The sequence below is a fragment of the Micromonospora sp. NPDC048839 genome (assembly GCF_040649915.1).
Classification (GTDB): Bacteria; Actinomycetota; Actinomycetes; order Mycobacteriales; family Micromonosporaceae; genus Micromonospora.
In genome coordinates this window covers 1-20,795 of sequence record NZ_JBEZGL010000020.1, presented here as the reverse complement: position 1 = coordinate 20,795, position 20,795 = coordinate 1, and the positions used below count along the sequence as shown (strand labels likewise).

Below are 20,795 nucleotides of genomic sequence, written 5' to 3'. Positions count from 1 at the left end.
GCGGCCGTCGGTGCTCTGAGGTTCGACGGGGCATGCGGCCGTCGGTGCTCCGAGGTTCGACGGGGCATGCGGTCGGCGGTGCATGAGGCTCGGCGCCGGCATCCGGCCGTCGGTGCATGAGGCTCGGCGGGGCATCCGGCGTCGTTCATGACCGTGGGGTGGGAGCTTCCAGCCCGTTGGTGCCCGAGGTTCGCCGGAGGGGTCGGATCGTTGGTGCTTGACGCTCGGCCGGGCACCTCCATCGTCGTCGTTTGGGTGCTGCCTCGCGTTCCCCCGATCTCTGGCGGCTTCCGACGTCTGCTGATAGGCCACGGATCGTCGGTCCTCCGCGGAGGCGGCTCGTTCCACGCGCGTGATCGCGGGCCTCCTCTCCCCGAGGCGTGGACGCGGCGTCGGGCGACTGGCGCTATCCCACGTCCCTTGAGCCACGCAGGACTGTCAGCACTCGGCTGGGCTCGCCGGGTGGAAGCGCGGCGGCCTCGCAGCGATGTGTCTTCGTGGACGTGCCCCAGGGGCGACAGCAGGGCACGGAGATCGCCTCCGGTGCCCGCCGTAACCCTCGTCTTCTCCGTGGGTGTCGACGACCTATCCGCCGCCGAAACCGACGCCGGGACTGCCGGCGCCCAGCGGCCGGCGTAGGCGGTTGCTCCGGTCAGCTTCCGCAGCGGCAACGGACGGCAGTTCGGCCGGATCCGGCCGGCGCTGTCGAGCAGTTGCTGCCACGCGTTCAGCGACCCGCGGACAACGACCGACCGGCCGAAAAGTTATCCACACCCTTTGTCCACAGGCACCCCCTGTTTCACGTGAAACAGCGCGTGAGAGCGGGTGTGAGCCTGTGGATGACGGCCTGTGTTGGGGATCTCGGCAGCCTGTGGATATCGGTTCGTCGCGCGGTGGTGACGTGGCACACGTGGCCGACCGAGGGCACTGATCTGGTCGGTCGGGAGCGGTCAAACAGGTAGGGACAGCGGTGCCAGACTCGGTTAGGGTCAGCGTCGTGCACGACACCCCTCCCTCAGTCCCGGACTTCACGCAGTGGCCGTCGTTTCCCTTCGAGGGGGACCTCCACGTGAAGCAACTCGATGATCCGGTCCCGGTCGAGCCGCCCCGGAAGGGCGAGGGTCTCCGGGAATGCACCGCCTGCAACGCACCCGACGAGGCCTATATCTGGGTCGGCGAGCGGTGGCGGGTCCGTGCCATGGACCGACCCACCGGCCTGCCCATGGTGCTCATCCTGGAATCGCGAACCCACCTCGACCTCGGCGACCTGCCGAACCTGCTCGCCGCCGAGCTGGGCGTGATGACCGTACGGCTGGAACGGGCCATCAGGTCGCTCGACGGTGTGGCGCGGGTGCACGTCAACCGGTGGGGAGACGGCTCGGCCCACCTGCACATGTGGTTCCTCGCCCGGCCGTACGGTCGCCTCCAGTTGCGGGGCACCTTCCTGTCGCTGTGGGATTCGATCCTGCCGCCGATCTCCGAGGCGCAGTGGCGGGAGAATCTGGCGCTCGTCGCGGCCTGGCTTGCCGAGTTCGGCGGCCGTCCGCTTGCCGAGCCACCCCGGATTCAGTGGCAGGCACCGTCCAGTCTGCTGGCCCAGTCCGCCGCTGCGGACGCCGCTGCCGCCGCGCAGGCAGCATCGGCGGAGGCAGCTTTGGCAGCCTCGGTCATCGAGGCAGCAGAGGAAATCCCGGAACCAGTGCCGGAGCCCGACGCCAGCGCCGATCAAAACGACGGTGACGGAGCATCCGCAGGCGGTCCCGTCGTCCTGGGCTCGGACACTGGCTCGTCGGTCGACACCGAACCGCCGACGGGTGGATCCGCTCGATTGGCATCCGCCAGCAACGAGCCAACCGGCGCAACCACCGCCCCAGCAGTCGGCACCCCAGCAACCGGCACCCCAGCAACCGGCACCCCAGCAACCGGCACCCCAGCAACCGGCGAGCCCACATCAGGTACCTCAGCAGCCGGCGCCGTTGGTACCGAGGAGTCGGCTCCCGGCGGGTCCGCAGACCTCAGCGGTGCCGCAGCCCTTCGTGAGCGGGCGGGCAGCACCGATGTCGAGGCCGCCCTCAGCGGGGCCAACGAGACCGCCCCCAGAGCCACCCCGGACGGCGAAACCCCGAACAGCGCCACTGCGGACACCCGCACTGCGAGTGCTTCATCTGCCGCACCCGTGCACGGCAACGGCCCGGACGCACCCGACGTACGTAAGGCTCCCTGAGCGGGGACCGACCACGAGGGTGGCGCGGCGGCGGTCCGGGCTCGCGGCAACCGCGCAAACCTCGTGGTCGGCCCGCGAGCGCTGCCGCACCGCGACGGTTCGGCCCGCGAGCGCTGCCGCACCGCGACGGTTCGGCCTGCGAGCGCTGCCGCACCGCGACGGTTCGGCCCGCGAGCGGTGCCGCACCGAGACGGTGGCGAGTGGGTCAGGCAGTGGTGACGCGGGCCGCCGCTCGGGCGACCAGGGTGCCGAGGAGTCGGCCGAAGTCCAGCCCCGTTGCCTGCACGGCGAGTGGCAGTAGAGACGTCTCGGTCATGCCCGGCGAGACGTTGACCTCCAACACGTGCGGCTGCCCAGCAGCGTCCACGATCATGTCGACCCGCGACAGGTCCCGCAGGCCGAGCGCGGTGTGCGCGGCGAGGGCCACGTCGGCGACGGTGGCGGACACCTCCGGGTCCAACCGGGCGGGAGCGTGCCAGGTGGTGCGCCCGGCCGTGTAGCGGGCCGCGTAGTCGTACACGCCGTTGCGCGGCACGATCTCGACAGGTGGCAGCGCCTGTGGTCCGTTGCCCAGGTCGATCACGGAGACCGCGACGTCCATCCCGGGCACGTACCGCTCCACCAGAGCGGTGGAGTCGTACGCGAAGCAGCCCACCATCGCGGCGGGCAACGCCGCAGCCTCCCGGACCACCGCGCCTCCCAGTCCCGATCCGCCCTGTGCGGGCTTCACCATCAGCGGCAGGCTCAGTCGGTCGACGATCCGATCCAGTACGGCGACCGCGCCGAGCTCGGAGAAGCGGTCGTGTGGGAGGGCCACCCAGTCCGGGGTGGGGATGCCGTTCTCGCGGAGCACCGCCTTGGCCGACGGCTTGTCCCAGGCGACCCGGGAGGCTCGGGCGTCACAGCCGACGTACGGGATGTCGCACAGGTCCAGCACACCGCGCAGCGATCCGTCTTCACCGGTGGCACCGTGCAGTGCGATGACGACCGCGTCCGGCGGGTCGGCGGCCAGCGCCGGCAGCAGGGCCACGTCGGCGTCCCGCAGCTCGGCTTCCACGCCGATGGCGCGCAGCGCGTCGAGCACCCGGCGACCGGAGCGCAGTGACACGTCCCGTTCGTAGGAGAGTCCACCGGCGAGCACGACGACCCGCAGGTCGGCCGGAATGGCGGGATCGGTCACGAGGAGGCGCTCGGCGGCGGTCGTACCCATGCCGGCATCATGCCAAGTCGGGTCCTGGCACGTCGGAGCCGGCCTGGCCGCGTCGGCCGGTGGCGCCGCCACCCACGGCGCCGAAGACCCGGCGCATCGCGATCTCCTGCTCCATCACACCGGCCAGCCGGCGGACGCCCTCGCGGATTCGCTCCGGCGGCGGGAAGCTGAAGTTCAGGCGCATCGCGCCGGTGCCGGTGCCGTCGGCGTAGAAGCCGGTGCCGGGCACGTAGGCGACCCGGGCGGCGACCGCGCGGGGCATCATCGCCTTCGAGTCGAGCCCGTCGGGCAGGGTGGCCCACACGAAGAGACCACCGGCCGGCGTGGTCCAGCTGGTGCCCTCGGGCATCAGGTCCGTCATCGCGTCGAGCAGCGCGTCCCGGCGTTCCCGGTAGACCTCGCGATAGACCTTGAGTTGCTGCCGCCAGGGCATCGTGCCCAGGTACGTGGAGACCGCGGCCTGGGCGTAACTGCTGGGGCAGAGGATCTGCGCCTCGCTGGCGATGACCAGCTTGTCGCGGACCGCGTGCGGCGCCAGGATCCAGCCGACCCGCAGGCCGGGGGCGAAGGTCTTGGAGAAGGTGCTGAGGTAGAAGACCCCGTCCCGACGACGGGCCCGCAGGGGCGCCGGCGCGTCACCCTCGAACCCCAACTGACCGTACGGGTCGTCCTCGACGACGAGCAGGCCGGCGCTCTCACAGATGTCGAGCACCCGTTCGCGGCGTTCCTCGCTGAGCGTCACGCCGGTCGGGTTCTGGTAGGTGGGGATCGTGTAGAGGAACTTCACCCGCCGGCCGGCACGGGCCAGGTCGGCGATGACCGCCTCCAGCGCCTCCGGAATCAGCCCGTCCGCGTCCATCGGCACGTGCACGACCTGCGCCTGGGCGGCCTGGAACACCCCGAGCGCACCGACGTACGTCGGCCCCTCGGCGAGCACCACGTCACCCGGGTCGAGGAAGAGTCGGGCCACCAGGTCAAGTGCCTGCTGCCCGCCGACGGTGACCACGACGTCCTCGGGGGAGGCACCACACGCGGCGTCGATCCCAGAGAGCGACATCACCTCGCAGATCCGCTCACGCAGTTCGAGGGTGCCCTGGCCGATGCCGTACTGGAGGGTGGTCACGCCGTGCTCCGAGCCGAGCCGGCCGAGCATCTCACCGACCGCGTCCAGCGGAAGGGCGGCGATGTACGGTGCGCCACCGGCGAGCGAGACGACCTCTGGACGGCTGGCGACCGCGAACAGTGCTCGGATCTCGGAGGCGGTCATTCCGCGGACCCGCCGGGCGTACCGGTCGGTGTAGTCGTCGAGTGTCGTGCCGGTCATGACCTCACCTCGATCGCTGCTCGGGTGGCTGCCGCCCCGGGGTACCCCATCCCCTGATGACCATGGCGGAAGGGACACCGATTGTCGATCCTAATCCGCAGGTGTCGCGTCGTCGCCGTACCGAAGCGGATCGACCACATGGCGGACCCTCGTCGGCGTCCCCCGATGTGGTGGGCATCTGCGCGTCCCCTCCCGGATCGCCGATCGGCGGCGTACGATCGCTCGTCGGAGCAGGAAAGCGGCGCTGTCGTTGCGTGCCGCTCCTACCACCGAGCCTATTGTGGGGATGCGCCATATGTCGCGACGTCTGGTCAGCCTGACCCTCGACACCCTGGAAGACCTTCCTCGCCCGTGCCGGCAGTGCGTCTACTGGGAGCTTGATCCGGTCTCCGCGGACCGGGCCTGCGCCGCCGGTGATCCGGGCCTGGAGAAGGAGGCGTGGGTCTCCCAGACGCTGCTGGAGTGGGGTTCCTGCGGCAAACTCGCGTACGTCGACGGCATGCCTGCGGGTTTCGTGACGTACGCGCCGCCCGCCTACGTGCCCCGCTCGATGGCGTTCCCGACCTCACCGGTCTCCGCTGACGCGGCACTGCTGATGACCGCCAACGTGGTCGCCGCGTTCGCTGGTGGCGGGCTGGGCCGGATGCTGGTGCAGGGTGTCGCCCGGGACCTGACCAAGCGGGGGATCAAGGCCATCGAGGCGTTCGGCGACGCCAAGTTCGGCGACGCGGACGACCCCGTGGGCGGTTGCGTGGCACCTGTCGACTTCTTCCTCTCCGTGGGGTTCAAGACCGTCCGTCCGCATCCGCGTTTCCCCCGGCTGCGCCTCGAACTGCGGACCGCGTTGAGCTGGAAGTCCGACGTCGAGTACGCGCTGGAGAAGCTGCTCGGCTCGATGAGCCCGGAGACGCTGCTTCGCCCGGTCCGTCCCGCTCCCGCCACCCGTTCCACCCACACCTGATCGCCGAACCGGCGGGTCAGTCGACCACCGTGCCGGCGGTGACGACGGCCCGCAGTTCGCTGACGTCGAGCGAGCCGGTGGGCACGTCCCGTTCGATCGGGTAGTACATCCGCTGCACCGCCGCCACGATCGCCTCCACCACCCGGTCGCGGAAACGCGGGTCGACAAGTTGGGCGCGGTCCGTGGGCGAGGTGAGGTAGCCGACCTCGACCCGGACGGCCGGCATCCGTGTCAGCCGCAGCAGGTCCCAGGTCTTGGCATGGGTACGGCAGTCCCGGAGCCCCGTGCGGGCCACGATCTCCCGCTGCACCAGCCCGGCCAGGCGTTCACCGGTCGCCGACGTCACGCCGTTGTCGGTGCCGTAGTGGTAGGTGGCGACGCCCTCCGCGTCGGGGTTGGCGTGGCCGTCCAGGTGCAGCGAGATGAACACGTCGGCGCCCAGCGAGTTGGCGAGCAGTGCCCGGTCGGTGTCCGGCAGACATCTGTCGGGCGACGGGCCGCGGGTGAGCTGCACCCGTACCCCGGTCGCGGCGAGTCGTCCCTCCAGCCGGCTGGCCAGGTCATGCACCAGGTCCGCCTCCGTCCAGCGCAGCGACCCGTCGGGCACCACCATCCCGGGGTCGGTGCCGCCGTGTCCGGGGTCGACGACCACCGTCTTGCCGACCAACGCCGGCCCGGACTGCCGGATCGCGTCGGACTCGCGCAGCCACTGCGGTCGGCCACCGACGACCTTGCGGCCGATCCGGCGCAACGCGTTCATGGTGTGTGGGCCGCAGGATCCGTCCGGGGCGAGGCCGACCTCACGCTGGAACTGGGCGACCGCCCGGGACGTTCGGATGCCGTAGGTGGCGTCCGCCCGGCCCACGTCGTACCCCATCTCCAGCAGCCGCTCCTGCAGTGACCGCACGTCCTCGCCGGTGAGCGGGTCGGGGACCGCGTGGTAGAGGGTGCGGGCGCCGAGCCGCCAGCGGGCGGCGTCCAGGGCGCGCCAGGTTTCCGCCCCGACCCGGCCGTCCACGCTGAGGCCCCGGGACTGCTGGAACGCGCGGACCGCCCGCTCGGTGTCGAGGTCGAATTCTTCGGCGGCCGGTCCGGCGGCGGTGAGCAGGTCGAGGCCGGTCAGGATGCTGCGGATCTCCGTGACCGCGGGTCCCCGGTCACCGGATCGGATCGGACGCACGGCACGACCCCCTCTGCACGACACTGGCTGGCCGGGCGGCCCAGGGTTGAGGCTATGCGTTCCGGGGTGGCGAGGTGGCACGGCCGGGAAAAACGTCGGCCGGAAAGACACCGAACCCCGCACCCGACGAGCGGGTACGGGGTTCGGTGAATGTTTCTGCTGGTCAGAGAGCCGATTCGATGAGCCGGACCAGTTCGCCCTTCGGCTTGGCGCCAGCGATCGACTGCACCGGCTGGCCGTTCTTGAACACGGTGAGCGTCGGCACCGACATGACCCGGTAGGCGCGTGCGGTCTCCGGGTTCTCGTCGATGTTGAGCTTGACGATGCTGACCCGGTCGCCCATCTCGCCGGCGATCTCCTCGAGCAGTGGCGACACCTTGCGGCAGGGGCCGCACCACTCGGCCCAGAAGTCCACCAGAACCGGCTTGTCGGCCTGCAGTACGTCAGCGACGAAGCTCTTGTCGGTGACCGCCTTGGTATTTCCCACTGTGCCCCTCCTCCGGGATGTGTTACTTGTTTCAGCTGAGCGTCGCGATGAACCGTTCGGCGTCGAGCGCGGCGGCACAGCCGGTGCCGGCCGCGGTGATCGCCTGACGGTAGGTGTGGTCGACCAGGTCGCCGGCGGCGAAGACGCCGGGCACGTTGGTGCGGGTGCCGGGGGCCTGGACCTTCACGTAGCCCTCGTCGTCCATGTCGACCTGACCACGGAAGAGCTCGCTGCGGGGGTCGTGACCGATGGCCACGAAGACACCTGTCACGTCCAACACCTTGGTGTCACCGGTGTGCACGTTGCGGACCCGTACGCCGGTGACCTTGCCGTCGTCGCCCAGGATCTCCTCGACGGCGCTGTTCCACTCGACCTTGATCTTCTCGTTGCTCAACGCCCGCTCGGCCATGATCTTGCTGGCCCGGAACGAGTCGCGACGGTGGATGATGGTGACCGACTCGGCGAAGCGGGTGAGGAAGCTCGCCTCCTCCATCGCCGAGTCGCCGCCGCCGACGACCACGATGTGCTGGTTGCGGAAGAAGAAGCCGTCGCAGGTGGCGCAGGAGGAGACGCCGTGGCCGAGGAACTCCTGCTCACCGGGCACGCCCAGCGGACGCCAGGCCGAACCGGTGGAGAGGATGATGGATCGGGCCCGATAGGCGGTCTCGCCGACCCACACGGTGCTCACCGCGCCGGAACCGGCGTCGCCGGTGTCCACCAGCTCGACCCGGGTCACGTCGTCGGTGAGGAACTCGGCACCGAACCGCTCGGCCTGCTTGCGCATGTTGTCCATCAGCTCGGGGCCGAGGATGCCGTCGGCGAAGCCGGGGAAGTTTTCCACCTCGGTGGTGGTCATCAGGGCACCACCGGACTGCACGCCCTCGATGATCAGGGGCTTCAGGTTGGCGCGTGCGGCGTAGACCGCCGCGGTGTAGCCGGCCGGCCCGGAGCCGATGATGATCAGGTTGCGGACCTCGTCCACTGCCGTCTCCCGAGTGTGTGTGTTCAGCGTCGGTGAGCGCACCGGTGCTGATCCGAGTTGCCGACGCCTGGGTGGGGTCGACAGCTGACTTCCAGAACGTCATCGTACGAAGCGGGGATTCCCGAGACGGGCATCTGGTGGGTCAGGTCACGTGGGTGGTCATCGTGCCGATGACCGTGGATTCACCCTACCCGCGCCGAATACCGGCTGTCCGCGCCGGACCCCGGCACTCCGCACTCCGGGCCGCTCACCCAGGCCCAGCGGGCCCCGGTCGCGTCGGTGAAACGGATGATCAGCGTCTGCTCGCCCTGGAAACGCGCGTAGTCGATCACTTCGACCGCCAGCGGAGCGGATCCGTGTTCCGCCGTCACCTCGGCCAGGCAGGTGCTCAGTGCCGCCTCGGTGGTCAGCCGGGCCAACTGGTCCAGCCCGTCGGGCGACGAGCGTCGCTCCTGCTCGGTGGCCACGCCCGGCTGGGAGCCGGGGGCGGCACCGCTCGTCCGGCCGGGCGTGGTCTGCCGGTCGGCGTTCGGCGCGTTGCCGAGGGTCTGCGGGGTGTAGTCCGTACCGCTGCGCAGCGTCGGGCCGGTGGTGCGGGCCGCCGCGGCGTCCCCGGGCGCGTTGGCCGGGTGCCGTTCAATGGCGATGGTGCCGGAGTCGTCGCCCGCGCGCATCGACAGCTGGTTGAGACCCAGCGCGAGCGCGACGACGGCAATCACGGCGGCGGCCACCGGCGTGCCACGGCGTACCCAACCGATCCGACGACCTGGGCCGGTGGACGCCCGGCGACCAGAACGGGCCGGTACGGGGATGGCTGCCCATCGACCGGACCCGCCCTGCACCGGTACGACAGGCGATGTCGTGGGGCGGTCGACGTCGGCAGCCTCGTCGGTCGTGGTGTCTTCCACCATCGGCTCCGCGTCGACAAGCGCGGTGGTGAGACGGTCGAAGATCGCCTGCGGCATCCGCGGCGACGGCTCGGCCCAGCGGCCCAGGTCCGCGTGGACCTCCGCGAGCGCGGGTGCCAGCAGCGCGTACGCCTCGGCCCAGGCCGGGTCCGTGGACACCAGCCGGGCGACTTCCTCCTGCTGCGGGGTGCCGTCCAACGCCCCGCCGAGGTAGTCAGCGAGGAGGTCGTCGTCGACCTCCCGGAACCCCTCGGTCGTCACGTGTCCTCCTGGTTGGCGTCCCGCCGGTACCGGCCCGATCCCGATCCGACGCCCTCGGCCGGGCCTGGGTTCCCCGGCGTGACGCCCGGCACCTCCCTGGTCGGGCCGGGTGGGTCCGGTCGGGCCGACGGCGGCGAGGTGCGGGCGGGCCGAAGATGCCCGAGCAGCACGGCCAGCCGCGCCCGCCCCCGGGCGCACCTGCTCTTCACCGTGCCCTCGGCGACACCGAGGATGCGGGCGACCTCGGCGACCGCGTAGCCCTGCACGTCCACCAGCACCAGCGCGGCACGTTGCTCGAGGGGCAGCGCGGCCAGCGCCTCGCGGACCACGAGCGCGGTGTCGTGGTCCGGTGCGGGCGCGATCGGCTCGATCGCGCCGGTGCCCGAGCCGTCCCCCGCACGGTTGCCGTCCGGCAGCGGCACGGTGGGGTGTGCCTGTCGGCGACGGATCCGATCCAGGCAGGCGTTCACCACGATCCGGTGCAACCAGGTGGTGACGGCGGAGTCACCGCGGAAGCGGGCGGCCGCCCGGTGCGCGTTGAGCAGCGCGTCCTGGAGTGCGTCGGCGGCCTCTTCACGGTCGCCGAGCGTACGCAGGGCGACCGCCCAGAGCCGGTCGCGGTGCCTGTGGAACAGCTCGGCGAAGGCCTGCCGGTCGCCGTCGACGTGGGCGCGCAGCAGCTCCAGATCCGAAGCGGCGGCGCGCCCGTCCATCACCACGTCCTGCGGATGCGGTGCCACGGCGGAGATGCCGGGATCACGACCCCTGGACCGTGATCTCCTCGACGTCGACCTGGAAGCCCCGCTCGCTGGCCGGCAACTCGGTGATCCAGAACAGCAGGTACTGGTATTTCGCGTCGGCGTCGAAGCCGTCGAACGCCATCGTGGTGCCGTCGTGGTCCTCGAAGGGCTGCCCGATGGTGGTCTTCTCGGTCTTGTAGTTGGCGATCAGTTGCTTGTCGCCGTTGGAGGTCGACGGCGGGTTGACGGTGCCGGTGAGGAGCTGGGCGGAGGCGCCGCGGGCCGACAGGACCGCCTGCACCGACTTGACGGTGTGTGGCGCGCCGAGATCCAGCCAGATCCCCATGCCCTGCTTCTGGTTGCCGAACTTGGCGGCCGTGTACGTGTCGGTGCCCCAGCCCTTGTCCGGGTCGCCGTCGATCACCTTGTCGGCTCCGCCCAGCTCATCGCGCATCTGGCTGTCCGGGTCGATGATCCGAACACCCTTGACGGGCAGCTTGCGGACCGTGGCGGCGGCCGGAGTGGAATCGCTGGCCGGGGCGCTCGACGATGGCGCGGGACCCTGGCCGGTCTGTGGCTCCTTGTCGCCGAGCGTGCTGATCCCGATCAGCAGACCGACCAGAGCCACCGCCAGCAGGCCGGCGATGCCGATGGCGACCTTACGACCACCGGCTGCGGCCAACGGCGACGGCTCTTCGCCGGTCTCGCCGGCGAACCGCAGCGGGCCGCTGTTTTCGAGGTAGTGCTCCTCCTCGGCCGGCACGTCCAGTCGGGCCAGCTCGGCGGCGAGCACATCGGAGGACGGCGGCGCGATCTCGGCGTCGAGCAGATCCATGGTCAGGTCGTCCAGGTACGCGGGCACGCCCGCCCGGACCTGACGTGGTGCCGCGATGCCACCACCGGCGTCCCGAACGGCGTCCGGGATGGCGGCCCGGCCGTGACCGGCGGTGGCGCCGTGCAGCGGCGCCTCGGCGTGCGGCCACGAGCCGGTGAGGGCGAAGTAGAGGATGCCGCCGACCGCCCGGATGTCGTTCTCCTGGCTGTCCGCGCCGTCGGTGCGTGCGTCGGCCAGGACCACGCGGCCCTCGTCACTGATCATGACGGTGCCGGGGTGGACGTTGCCGTGGACCATGCCGGTGGCGTGCACGGCGGCGAGGGCACTCGCGACGGCGTTACCGATCGCGGTGGCGCGGGCCGGGTCCAGGGGGCCGTCGGCCGCCAGGTCGCGCAGGGACTGCCCGTCGACCCACTCGCGCACCACGTACGCCCGCTCGGCCTCGTCGATCGCGTCGTAGACGCCGACCAGGTTGGGGTGGATGACCCGGCTCGCCGCGACGGCGGCCTGGAGCATCTCGGTGGCGGAGTCGCCACCCGGGTAGCGCAGCACCACCGCGACGGGACGGCGCAGGATGACGTCGACCCCGCGCCAGACCAGCCGACCCGCGCTGTCGTTGTTGATGTGCTCAACCAGCTCGTACCGCTCGGCGAGGACTTCACCGGCCGTGGGAGCACCGAAGGTCATGACCGGAGGAGCGCTTTCGTCCGCCTCCTGACCCTCGCCGACCTGGGTCACCCGTCCTCCCTCGGTGATCGTGTCGATCGATGGACCCGCACTGCTGGGCATGTGGCTTCCCGCTCTGCCGTTGAAGGAACCGGCCGACCGGTGTCGACGCGCAGCGTCGGCCCCTGCCGTACCCGTCGAGAGCGACCTTACCCGGGTTGCCCGTCTCCCCGACATGTCATCTTCCCGCCGTACACGACGGGCTTCCGGCAGTCGAAGAACTCGTCCGGTTACGACCGTTGTCAGCCACGTTGCTGGCACATGTACTAGCTAATCTACGGCTTCACCGCAAGTAACCGACGCCGGGGCTGGGCTGGTGTGGCGCTCCCGCCACCGTGCCTGTTCCCGCCGATCGGCTTGCCACGCTCAGCCGTACGGTTGGTTATCCACAGGCTGATGCGGTGGTTGACCGGCGAATCGCGGAGTTATCCACAGCTGTGTCCCCAGCCTGGTGATCCGTGGTCACGTTCCGTGTGTACACAAACTTTTTGTAATCGATCACTGTCGGTCAGCGACCGAGGCGGCGGCGGACCATGCCGACCACCTCGGTGATCTCGCCGATCCGCAGCAGCGTGGCCAGACCCAGGTAGCTGCCGCCGATCACCGCGCCGCCGATGACGAGTTGGATGGCCGCCTCGATCCAACTTGGCCGGTCGCCGCCGGGTAGCAGGCTGATCACCAACCATCCGACAAGTGCCGCGCCGAGTGCGGCGACCACGACCCGGCCGAGGGTGCGCATGATGCCGCCCAGCCCGATCCGGCCGACCCGGGGCCGCAGCAACCAGGCGGAGGCGACCGCCGCCGCCACGTACGAGACCGCGTTGCCGATCATCATCCCGGCGGCCGCGAAGTGCGCGGCGAAGGCGGCGAACAGCACGATCTGTACGCCGACCCGCAGCGCCACCACCGGGATGTTGATCAGGGCTGGGGTGCGGGTGTCCGGCAGCGCGTAGAAGGCGAAGGTGAAGAGCTGACTGATCGCGAACGGCACCAGGGCGAGCGCGGCGGCCAGCAGAACGGTGGACGTCGCCGTCGCGTTCTCGGCGGTGAACGCGCCGTACCGGAAGACCACGACCGAGATCGGGGTGGACAGCACGGCGTAGCAGACGGCGATCGGCGCGAGCACCGCTGTCACCATCCGGACACCCCGGGAGAGGTCGGCGGTGACGTCGTGGAACCGTCCGTCCGCTGCCGCCGCGGCCATCCGGGGCATCAGCGCGGTGATGATCGAGACGGCGATGATGCCGTGCGCCATCATCAGCAGCAGGAAGACGTTGTTGTAGATCAGGATGCCGGCCTGGTCCGTGCCCGCAGCGCGGGTGAGGAGGTTGACCACCACGAAGAGGCCGAGCTGGTTGACGGCCACGTAGCAGAACATCCAGGCGCCGAGCTTGGCCAGCTCGCGCAGCCCCAGCTCGCGGAAGTCGAACCGCCACTTCCAGCGGAAGCCGACCTTGCGCAGTGCCGGCAGCAGACCGGCGGTCTGCACCGCCACGCCGAGCAGGGTGCCGCCACCCACCAGCAGAATCCGGCCGAGGCCCATGTCGTCCGGCTGCAGTCCCTTCGCCCCGTAGACCAGGATGTAGAGACCGAAGACGCCGATCACCACGAGGTTGTTGAGGATGGGCGCCCACATCGGCGCGGCGAAGTGCCCCCGGGTGTTCAGGACCGCGGCGATCAACGCGCTGACGCCGGTGAAGAACAGCATCGGCAGGACCAGCCACGACAGGCGCGTGATCAGCTCGGTGTAGGCCTGGTCCTTGCCGCTGGCGTAGATGGCGGTCAGCCAGGACGCCGACGCCACGGCGAGCAGGGCCGCCACCGCCAGCGCCAACACCGCGAGGCTGAGCAGCCGTTGGGCGTACGCCTCGCCCCGGTCCGCGTCGCTCTTGCGTCGACGGACCAGCACCGGGATCAGCACGCTGGTCAGCACCCCGCCGAGCAGGAACTCGTACACCTGGTTGGGGAGGAAGATGGCTGTCGTGTAGGCGTTGCCGATCAGGTTGCCGAGGGCGGCACCGATCATCAGGTTCCGGATGAAGCCGGTGCCCCGGCTCACCAGGCTGCCGATCGCCATGACCGCGCTGTTCGCGGCGGCACTGGTTTCGCCGACGACCTCGGGCGGGGGCGCCGTGGCCTCCACGCCGGGCTGGTTCAGCGGCTCCGCGGAGATGAAGATCGCCCCGTCAGCCGGCGGCACGTTACCGTCCGGCGTGGCGTTGGCGCTGCGGTAGAGCCCGCCGCTCATCTCCAGCCTCCCAGGGGTACGTCGAGTCGGACACCGACCCGCACCCCACAGACCATAGTCAACCCCCACCCGTTACCCACGCCCGGCGGATCGGATCACACCTCGGCCCGATAGGCTGGGGATCCCATGTCCGACGCCTCCGCTCCCCACGCCGCCGACCGCCGCGAACTCACCGCCGCGCAGCGCAACGCCGTCGCCGAACTGCTCCGGGTCTCCCCGGTCGCCGACGAGTTGGGCCGCCGGTTCGTCCGCGCCGGTCACGAGTTGCACCTGGTGGGCGGTTCGGTGCGGGATGCCCTGCTCGGTCGACTCGGTGACGACCTCGACTTCTGCACCGACGCGCACCCGGACGAGACGCTGCGGATCCTCAAGGGCTGGGCCGAGTCGATCTGGGAGACCGGCCGGGAGTTCGGCACCATCGGCGCGCAGCGCGACGGCCTCCGGTTGGAGATCACCACCTTCCGGGCCGAGTCGTACGACCAGGTCAGCCGCAATCCGGTGGTGGTGTACGGCACCAGCCTCGACGAGGACCTCAAGCGGCGCGACTTCACGATCAACGCGATGGCGGTCAGCCTGCCGGAGCACCGTTTCACCGACCCGCACGGCGGCCTGGAGGACATCTCGGCCAAGGTGATCCGGACTCCGAGCACCCCGGGTGAGTCGTTCGGCGACGACCCGTTGCGGATGCTGCGGGCCGCCCGGTTCGCCGCCCAGTTGCGCTTCGCCGTGCACCCGGACGTGCACCTGGCGATGAGTGCGATGGCCGCCGACCTGGACCGGATCACCGCCGAGCGGATCCGGGACGAGTTCACCAAGCTGCTCTGCGGCACGGACCCGATCACCGGGCTGCGGCTGCTCGTCGACACCGGCCTGGCCGAGCGGTTCCTGCCGGAGCTGACCGGTCTGAAGCTGGAGATCGACGAGCACGCCCAGCACAAGGACGTCTACGAGCACACCCTGACGGTCGTCGAGAACGCGGTCTCCTACGAGGAGGAGGGCTGCGACTTCATCCTGCGGATGGCCGCCCTCCTGCACGACGCGGGCAAGCCGGCGACGAAGGCGGTCGGGTCCGACGGTCGGGTCAGTTTCCACCACCACGAGGTGGTCGGCGCCCGGCTGACCAAGGCCCGGATGAAGGCGATGCGGTACCCGAAGGACGTCACCGCGAAGGTGACCGCGCTCGTCGCGCTGCACCTGCGTTTCTACGGGTACGGGCGGGGTGAGTGGACCGACTCGGCGGTGCGTCGCTACGTCGCCGATGCCGGTGACCTGCTGCCCCGGTTGCACAAGTTGACCCGCTCGGACTGCACGACCCGTAACCGGCGCAAGGCCGCCCAGCTCGCGGCGGACTACGACGCGCTGGAGGAGCGGATCGCCCGGATCGAGGCCGAGGAGGATCTGGCCCGGGTCCGCCCCGACCTGGACGGTAACGCGATCATGGAGTTGCTCGGCGTACCGCCGGGGCCGGTCGTCGGGCGGGCCTGGAAGCACCTCAAGGAGCAGCGCCTGGAGCACGGCCCGCTGGACCGCGATGCGGCCGAGGCGGAGCTGCTGCGCTGGGCCCGCGCCGAGGGCCTGATCACCTAACCCGGCCCGCCGGCTGGCCTGTTGCGGAAGATCTTGGAAGGAAAGTGCCCCCGGAGGGGCGCCTTCCTTCCAAGATCTTTACGGCTTCTGGTCTTCCGTGTCAGCGGGTCTCGACGGCCGTCCCGTCCACGGAAGCGCCCTTGCCGGCGGACGCGCCGTTGCCGGCCGGGGTCGACGCCGCACCGAGGCGGCCCAGCAGACCGGCCAGGTCGATCCCGGTCAGGTCACTGCCGAGTTGGAGCCCCTGGGCCACGTTGCCGGCCACCGACTTCGTCAGCGACGACGCGCCGTCGGTCGAGATGACAGTCATCTTGTCGATCGCCCCGATCGGCGCGCTGGCCGCCTCCACCACCTGCGGCAGCACCTTGACCAGCAGGTCCAACACCGCCGCCTCCCCGTACGCGGCGAACGCCTCGGCCTTGCGCGCCATCGCGTCCGCCTCGGCCTCGCCCCTGGCCAGGATGGCCGCCGCCTCGGCCTGACCCTCCCGCTCCACCGCCTCGGCGATCGCGGAACGGCGGCGCTGCTCGGCCTCGCCCTCCTTGGCGCCCTCGATCGCGTTCGCCTCGGCGAGCGCGGCACGCCGGGCCCGCTCGCCCTCACCGGTGAGCCGCGCCTGCTCGGCGGAGGCCTGCGCGGCCGCGATGACCGACTGCCGCTGCGCGTCGGCGTGCAGCACCGCCGCCGCGCGGGACGCCTCGGCCTCCTGCTCCACCTTGTACCGGGCCGCGTCGGCGGGCTTGCGTACCTCGGTGTCCAGTTGGCGCTGCTTGAGTTCGGCGTTGCGCTCGGCGACCTTCTGCTGCTCGGAGAGGATCGCCTGGTCCCGCTCCGCCTGGGCGAGCGGCCCGGCGGCGGCGGACTTCGCCTTCGCCGCGTCGATCTCGGCCTGGATGCCGGCCTGCTTCAGGGCCAGGTTCCGGTTGGCCTCCGCGATGGCCTCCTCGGCGAGGAGGCGTTCCTGCTCCGCCTGCTGGCGGGCGCGTGCCTCGGCGATGGCCGCGTCCTTGAGCACCCGGGCGGCCTCGGGCCGGCCCAGGTCCTGCAGGTAGGAGCCTTCGGCGAGGATGTCCTGGAGCTGGAAGGTGTCCAGCACGAGACCCTGGTTGGTCATCGAGTGCTCGGCCTCCTCGGCGACCGCGCTGGCGAACGCCGCCCGGTCCCGGATGACCTCCTCGACGGTGAGTCGGCCGACGATCGAACGCAGCGCGCCGGCCAGCACCTCCCGGGTGAAGTTGTCGATCTCGTCCTGTTGGTGCAGGAACCGCTGCGCCGCCGCCCGGATCGCGTCCTCGGTCCCGCCGACCTTGACGATCGCCACGCCGTGCAGGTCGGCGCGGATGCCCTGCTTGCTGACCGCGCCCCGGATGCCGACGTCGATCCGGCGGCTGGACAGGTCGAGCGACTGGAGCTTCTGCACCACCGGCAGTACGAAGACCGAGGCGCCCAGCACGACCTTCTGCCCGGAGTTGTCGGTCGACCGGCCGCCGTCGGCGGTCTGCGTGGTGCGGCCCTTGCGGCCGGTGACGATGAACGCCTCGTTCGGCCCGGCCACCTTGATCCGGGAGAGCACGAAGAGCACCAGGATGAGCGCGAGGACAACCGCGCCACCGATGGCGATGAGCAGAGCCATGTAAGGAATTCCCGTCTACGAGGAGGAGATCAGTAGGTCTCGACGTGCACGCTCGTCTCGCTGAGCGCCTGCACGACGAAGACCTGGGCGCCGAGCGGAATCGGCTGGTCCGCGCGGGCGCTGAGTTTCACCGGTTGGCCGGCGAGGCGTACCCGGACCTCGCCGTAGCCCTCGGCCGGCACCGGGGTCACGACCAGGCCGAGCGCGCCGACCAGGTCGTCGCGGGTGGGGGTGGGGTCGGTGCGCATGTTCCGCGCCGCCCGGCTCAGTCGGGACGCCAACCACGCGGCGGGCACGGCCGCGAGCAGGCCACCGGCCGCTGCGCCCGCGATCAGCGCAGGGGTACGCGCACCGAGCAGCTCGTTCACGATCGCCCCGCCGAACCCGAACGCGCCGGCGAACCCCGCGACCGTCTCGGTGGAGATCGGCCCGTCCACGTCGGCGTGCCCGAAGTGCAGCAGCTCGCTGCCGAGCAGGGCGAGCGCCAGAACCCCGACACCCGCCCCGCCGATGATCAGAAAGATGAGCGTTCCCGTGGCCACGACCCGCACGGTATCGGCGTCGCGCAAAAGTCGATGATCGGCCGAACGGCTCAGCGTGGCGCCACGCTCACCTCCAACTCGGCCAACTGTTCGGGCAGTGGCTGGCGGATCAGCTCACGACCCGCCGTGTCGGCGAGCACGAAGTCGCCCGACTCGTCCGGCGGCCGATAGAGCAGCCGGTCGCCGCCGACCCAGGTGACGTCGGCGGTGGGCAGCGGGTTGACAACCCGCCCGGTGGCCGTCTCCACCAACAGCGGCTCCTGCTGGCCCTGGACGACCGCCAGGGTGCCGTCCGGCGACCAGGCCCACGGCCCGGCCGGGTCACCGGGGAGCGGCTCGAATCGGGTCGGTAGGCCGTTCTCGGCGGAGAACATCTGCACGCCGCTGCGTGGGTGGCGGGCCGACTCGGACCGGGCCTTGCCCTGGGCGGTCTGCTGCAGTGCCACCTCCCGGCCGTCCCGCGTCCAGACGAAGAAGCAGTAGTCGGTGCAGAAGTAGCGCTGCCGGGACACCGGGTAGGTGCGCTTCGTGCCGTCCGGCTCGACGACGACGAAGCCGAAGTGATCCCTCTGGTCGGTGGTGAACAGCAGACGCCGACCGTCCGGTGACCAGGCCGGGCGGGTCAGGGCGCGGCCGACCTGGTGCCAGCGGGTCTTGCGGGTGGCCAGGTCGATCAGACCGACCTCGCGTGGACGGTCCTCCTCGACGACGGCGACCAGCGAGCCGGTCGGCGCGGGATAGATACCGTCGTAGCGGTCGGTGGCAACGTAGCGGCCCCGGCCCTGGCTCCGGTCCAGCAGAAAGCCGTTGCCCGACCCACCGGTGAGCTGTGCCCGGGTCACCACCCAGTCGCCCGGCAGGACCAGGGGCGCAACGGTCCAGTTCGCACCGGGGGTGGGCCGGACCGACGGCGACGGGCTGGCGGTCGCGGGCGGCGTCGCCGGTGGCGTCGCGGGGAGCGGGGCCGGGCGGGGCCGGAGCAGCACGAACGGCACGACCACCCCGGCGACCGCGACCAGGGCGGCCGCGCCGGCGGTCAGCCGCCGCCGACGACGCAGCCGGCGACCCCGACCGATCGCGCGGACGGCGAGGTCCGGAGCGGGCGCGGCACCGTCGGCGAGGTCGCGTACGGCCCTGCGGAGCGTCTCGTCCAGTCGCGCGGTCATCGGGTCACCTCCGAGCGGCTGCTCAGCTCGTCCAGCCCTGGTACCAGGCGCCGGAGCCGTGCCAGTGCCTTGGCACTCTGGCTGGCCACCGTGCCGGCACGGCAGCCGAGCAGCGTCGCGGTCTGCTCGACGCTCAGGTCCTCCAGGTAGCGCAGGGTCAGCACGGCCCGCTGCCGAGGTGGCAGCGCCCGCAGCGCCTCCAGCAGCAGCAACCGCAGGTCGGCCTCTTGGCCGCCGTCGCGGTCCGCCGGCCGCTCCGGCAACTCGGCCACGGGCACCTCCACGCGCCGTGCCCGTCGACGCCAGCCGGATACCTGATCGTGGTAGAGGATGCGCTTCACATACGGCTCGGCGTCACCCCTGATCCGCGGCCAGCGGGCGTACGCCTTGGCCAGCGCGTTCTGCAGCAGGTCCTCCGCCGCGTACTGATTGCCGGCCAGCGCGTACGCGACGCGCAGCAGAGCGGCACCCCGCTCCCGAACGAACATGGTGAACTCCCCGTCGATCTCCGCCACCGTCCACCTCCGTGGCTCAGACGCCCGGCGGACAGGAAACTTTGCCTCACCGCGCGGGACAATGTCGGGATGAGGTGGACTGTGCTCGACTCGCCGATCGGAGAGTTCTCGGTCGGCACCGGGGCCGAGGGTGTTCGTGCGGCGCATTTCGGCAGGGTGGAGTCGGCGACCGACGAAGCCGGCGACGACACCGCCCGGCAGGCCGTCGCCGAGTTACGGGCGTACTTCGCCGGTGAGCTGACCGCGTTCACGGTGCCGATGTCGCAGCCGGGCGGCTCGGCGTTCGAGCGGGCGGTGTGGCGGGAGATGACTCGCATTCCGTACGGCGAGACGCTGACGTACGGCGAGGTGGCGCGCCTGGTCGGTGATCCGGGAGCGGCACGGGCGGTGGGCGTGGCCTGCAACCGCAACCCGGTCCCGGTGATCGTGCCGTGTCACCGGATCGTCGGCGCGGGCGGCAAGCTGGTCGGCTTCGGTGGGGGTCTGCCCCGCAAGGTCAAGCTGCTGGAGTTGGAAGCCGGAGTAGCCCTGCGACACGCCTGGTCCTGACCTGCGTCGGACGACCTCCGCATCGGATGAACATGTGACGGCTGTTACACATTGCGATGCCCCGTCCTCCGCGTCTGACTTTCGCGTTCTGCCGTTGATCGGTGCGCGGCTTGCCAGCGGCAGCCGAGATCAGCAAGCGAGGAGGTAGAAGCAGTGCCAAGCGTGGTTGACGTGCCACCGGAGGAGTTATACAAAAGTGGTATGGCCTTCACCCTGACGCTCAAGCCCGAAGTCGAACAGCGCCTCAAGGAGCTTGCCGAGGCCGAGCGGCGGTCCATGCACAAGACCGTGGAGGTGGCGATCCAGGAGTACCTCGAACGTCAGGAGCGCAACGAGTGGACCCGCCAGGCCGTCCGGCGGGTGGAGGAGCGCAATGCGGAGTTCTACGAGATGCTGGGTGACCGGTGAGGCAGGGGTGGCCGGACGCCGAGGACCTTTTGCTCCTGCTGGCGCAGTGCACCGGTCCGCAGACGATCGTGCGGGACGGAGGCATCTTGTTTGCGGCTGCCGCTCGACCACACGCCCAACTGCTGAGCGGTCAGGTCTATCCGACCTCGCTTGACCAGGCTGCCGCTCTGCTTCACGGGATCATGCTCTGGCGCCCACTCGACCTGTGGAACGCGGGGTTAGTCCCTGTCGCCTCTGGCGATGCGGCCCGTTCCGGGCTGAAAATCGTGTTGGTCGCTCGCTGACGTCGTATCTCCTTGGTCCGTACGA

Annotated in this window: 18 protein-coding genes; 5 read left to right on the top strand and 13 right to left on the bottom strand. The window is 70.8% G+C overall.

Features of this window, described 5'->3' with window-relative positions:
• Window positions 1-1,222: 1,222 nt before the first annotated feature.
• Window positions 1,223-2,224 (top strand): hypothetical protein, encoded by a 1,002-nt coding sequence (locus AB0C25_RS29105; RefSeq protein ID WP_357377381.1) that lies wholly within the window; start codon window positions 1,223-1,225, stop codon window positions 2,222-2,224.
• Window positions 2,225-2,429: 205 nt separating this feature from the next.
• On the opposite strand, the gene AB0C25_RS29100 is transcribed toward AB0C25_RS29105, so the two are convergent.
• Window positions 2,430-3,434 (bottom strand): D-alanine--D-alanine ligase, encoded by a 1,005-nt coding sequence (locus AB0C25_RS29100; protein ID WP_357377281.1) that lies wholly within the window; start codon window positions 3,432-3,434, stop codon window positions 2,430-2,432.
• 7 nt (window positions 3,435-3,441) lie between these two features.
• Complete coding sequence (locus AB0C25_RS29095; RefSeq protein ID WP_357377280.1) at window positions 3,442-4,758, bottom strand: PLP-dependent aminotransferase family protein; 1,317 nt, start codon at window positions 4,756-4,758, stop codon at window positions 3,442-3,444.
• Between the two features lie 295 nt (window positions 4,759-5,053).
• On the opposite strand from AB0C25_RS29095, the gene AB0C25_RS29090 reads away from it, so the two are divergent.
• Complete coding sequence (locus AB0C25_RS29090; protein ID WP_357377279.1) at window positions 5,054-5,719, top strand: GNAT family N-acetyltransferase; 666 nt, start codon at window positions 5,054-5,056, stop codon at window positions 5,717-5,719.
• 16 nt (window positions 5,720-5,735) lie between these two features.
• Here the strand turns inward: AB0C25_RS29090 and AB0C25_RS29085 are convergent, their stop codons facing one another.
• The 7 genes from AB0C25_RS29085 to murJ all read right to left on the bottom strand — a co-directional run bounded on the left by AB0C25_RS29085 (window position 5,736) and on the right by murJ (window position 14,086).
• Entirely contained in the window at window positions 5,736-6,899 is a 1,164-nt protein-coding gene (locus AB0C25_RS29085; RefSeq protein ID WP_357377278.1) for an N-acetylmuramoyl-L-alanine amidase, read from the bottom strand.
• Between the two features lie 163 nt (window positions 6,900-7,062).
• Window positions 7,063-7,386 (bottom strand): thioredoxin, encoded by a 324-nt coding sequence (gene trxA, locus AB0C25_RS29080; protein WP_053651673.1) that lies wholly within the window; start codon window positions 7,384-7,386, stop codon window positions 7,063-7,065.
• A 31-nt stretch (window positions 7,387-7,417) separates the two neighbouring features.
• Window positions 7,418-8,368 (bottom strand): thioredoxin-disulfide reductase, encoded by a 951-nt coding sequence (gene trxB, locus AB0C25_RS29075; RefSeq protein ID WP_357242963.1) that lies wholly within the window; start codon window positions 8,366-8,368, stop codon window positions 7,418-7,420.
• A gap of 182 nt (window positions 8,369-8,550) precedes the next feature.
• Window positions 8,551-9,537 carry a hypothetical protein gene (locus tag AB0C25_RS29070; protein ID WP_357377277.1) on the bottom strand — a complete coding sequence of 329 codons (987 nt, stop codon included), beginning with the start codon at window positions 9,535-9,537 and terminating at the stop codon, window positions 8,551-8,553.
• Complete coding sequence (gene sigM, locus AB0C25_RS29065; RefSeq protein ID WP_357377379.1) at window positions 9,534-10,250, bottom strand: RNA polymerase sigma factor SigM; 717 nt, start codon at window positions 10,248-10,250, stop codon at window positions 9,534-9,536. The genes AB0C25_RS29070 and sigM overlap by 4 nt, the downstream gene beginning before the upstream one ends.
• 43 nt (window positions 10,251-10,293) lie before the next feature.
• Window positions 10,294-11,901 (bottom strand): protein kinase family protein, encoded by a 1,608-nt coding sequence (locus AB0C25_RS29060; protein WP_357377276.1) that lies wholly within the window; start codon window positions 11,899-11,901, stop codon window positions 10,294-10,296.
• A 445-nt stretch (window positions 11,902-12,346) separates the two neighbouring features.
• On the bottom strand, window positions 12,347-14,086 hold the full coding sequence (gene murJ / locus AB0C25_RS29055) for a murein biosynthesis integral membrane protein MurJ (RefSeq protein WP_357377275.1): 1,740 nt from the start codon (window positions 14,084-14,086) through the stop codon (window positions 12,347-12,349).
• A gap of 126 nt (window positions 14,087-14,212) precedes the next feature.
• Here murJ and AB0C25_RS29050 point away from each other — a divergent pair, with 126 nt between their 5' ends.
• On the top strand, window positions 14,213-15,673 hold the full coding sequence (locus tag AB0C25_RS29050) for a CCA tRNA nucleotidyltransferase (RefSeq protein ID WP_357377274.1): 1,461 nt from the start codon (window positions 14,213-14,215) through the stop codon (window positions 15,671-15,673).
• A gap of 100 nt (window positions 15,674-15,773) precedes the next feature.
• Here AB0C25_RS29050 and AB0C25_RS29045 read toward each other — a convergent pair whose 3' ends face one another.
• From AB0C25_RS29045 to AB0C25_RS29030, 4 genes are read right to left on the bottom strand one after another with little or no spacing between them, the layout of a single operon-like run.
• Window positions 15,774-17,306 (bottom strand): SPFH domain-containing protein, encoded by a 1,533-nt coding sequence (locus AB0C25_RS29045; protein WP_357377273.1) that lies wholly within the window; start codon window positions 17,304-17,306, stop codon window positions 15,774-15,776.
• Between the two features lie 29 nt (window positions 17,307-17,335).
• Entirely contained in the window at window positions 17,336-17,857 is a 522-nt protein-coding gene (locus AB0C25_RS29040; RefSeq protein WP_357377377.1) for a hypothetical protein, read from the bottom strand.
• A 41-nt stretch (window positions 17,858-17,898) separates the two neighbouring features.
• Entirely contained in the window at window positions 17,899-19,014 is a 1,116-nt protein-coding gene (locus tag AB0C25_RS29035; RefSeq protein WP_357377272.1) for a hypothetical protein, read from the bottom strand.
• On the bottom strand, window positions 19,011-19,529 hold the full coding sequence (locus AB0C25_RS29030) for a SigE family RNA polymerase sigma factor (RefSeq protein ID WP_357377271.1): 519 nt from the start codon (window positions 19,527-19,529) through the stop codon (window positions 19,011-19,013). The genes AB0C25_RS29035 and AB0C25_RS29030 overlap by 4 nt, the downstream gene beginning before the upstream one ends.
• Before the next feature lie 69 nt (window positions 19,530-19,598).
• Here AB0C25_RS29030 and AB0C25_RS29025 point away from each other — a divergent pair, with 69 nt between their 5' ends.
• Window positions 19,599-20,078 carry a methylated-DNA--[protein]-cysteine S-methyltransferase gene (locus tag AB0C25_RS29025; protein ID WP_357377270.1) on the top strand — a complete coding sequence of 160 codons (480 nt, stop codon included), beginning with the start codon at window positions 19,599-19,601 and terminating at the stop codon, window positions 20,076-20,078.
• Between the two features lie 201 nt (window positions 20,079-20,279).
• Window positions 20,280-20,486: a ribbon-helix-helix protein, CopG family gene (locus AB0C25_RS29020; protein WP_357377269.1), complete on the top strand. Its 207-nt coding sequence runs from the start codon at window positions 20,280-20,282 to the stop codon at window positions 20,484-20,486.
• Window positions 20,487-20,795: the final 309 nt, after the last annotated feature.

Excerpts from the sequence above, each read along its gene's own strand:
- AB0C25_RS29035 (WP_357377272.1), bottom strand. The coding sequence starts at position 19,014 with ATGACCGCGCGACTGGACGAGACGCTCCGCAGGGCCGTACGCGACCTC.
- sigM (WP_357377379.1), bottom strand. The coding sequence starts at position 10,250 with ATGGACGGGCGCGCCGCCGCTTCGGATCTGGAGCTGCTGCGCGCCCAC.
- AB0C25_RS29060 (WP_357377276.1), bottom strand. The coding sequence starts at position 11,901 with ATGCCCAGCAGTGCGGGTCCATCGATCGACACGATCACCGAGGGAGGA.
- AB0C25_RS29045 (WP_357377273.1), bottom strand. The coding sequence starts at position 17,306 with ATGGCTCTGCTCATCGCCATCGGTGGCGCGGTTGTCCTCGCGCTCATC.
- AB0C25_RS29105 (WP_357377381.1), top strand. The coding sequence starts at position 1,223 with ATGGTGCTCATCCTGGAATCGCGAACCCACCTCGACCTCGGCGACCTG.
- murJ (WP_357377275.1), bottom strand. The coding sequence starts at position 14,086 with ATGAGCGGCGGGCTCTACCGCAGCGCCAACGCCACGCCGGACGGTAAC.
- AB0C25_RS29020 (WP_357377269.1), top strand. The coding sequence starts at position 20,280 with ATGGCCTTCACCCTGACGCTCAAGCCCGAAGTCGAACAGCGCCTCAAG.
- AB0C25_RS29050 (WP_357377274.1), top strand. The coding sequence starts at position 14,213 with ATGTCCGACGCCTCCGCTCCCCACGCCGCCGACCGCCGCGAACTCACC.
- AB0C25_RS29100 (WP_357377281.1), bottom strand. The coding sequence starts at position 3,434 with ATGGGTACGACCGCCGCCGAGCGCCTCCTCGTGACCGATCCCGCCATT.
- AB0C25_RS29090 (WP_357377279.1), top strand. The coding sequence starts at position 5,054 with ATGTCGCGACGTCTGGTCAGCCTGACCCTCGACACCCTGGAAGACCTT.
- AB0C25_RS29095 (WP_357377280.1), bottom strand. The coding sequence starts at position 4,758 with ATGACCGGCACGACACTCGACGACTACACCGACCGGTACGCCCGGCGG.
- AB0C25_RS29025 (WP_357377270.1), top strand. The coding sequence starts at position 19,599 with ATGAGGTGGACTGTGCTCGACTCGCCGATCGGAGAGTTCTCGGTCGGC.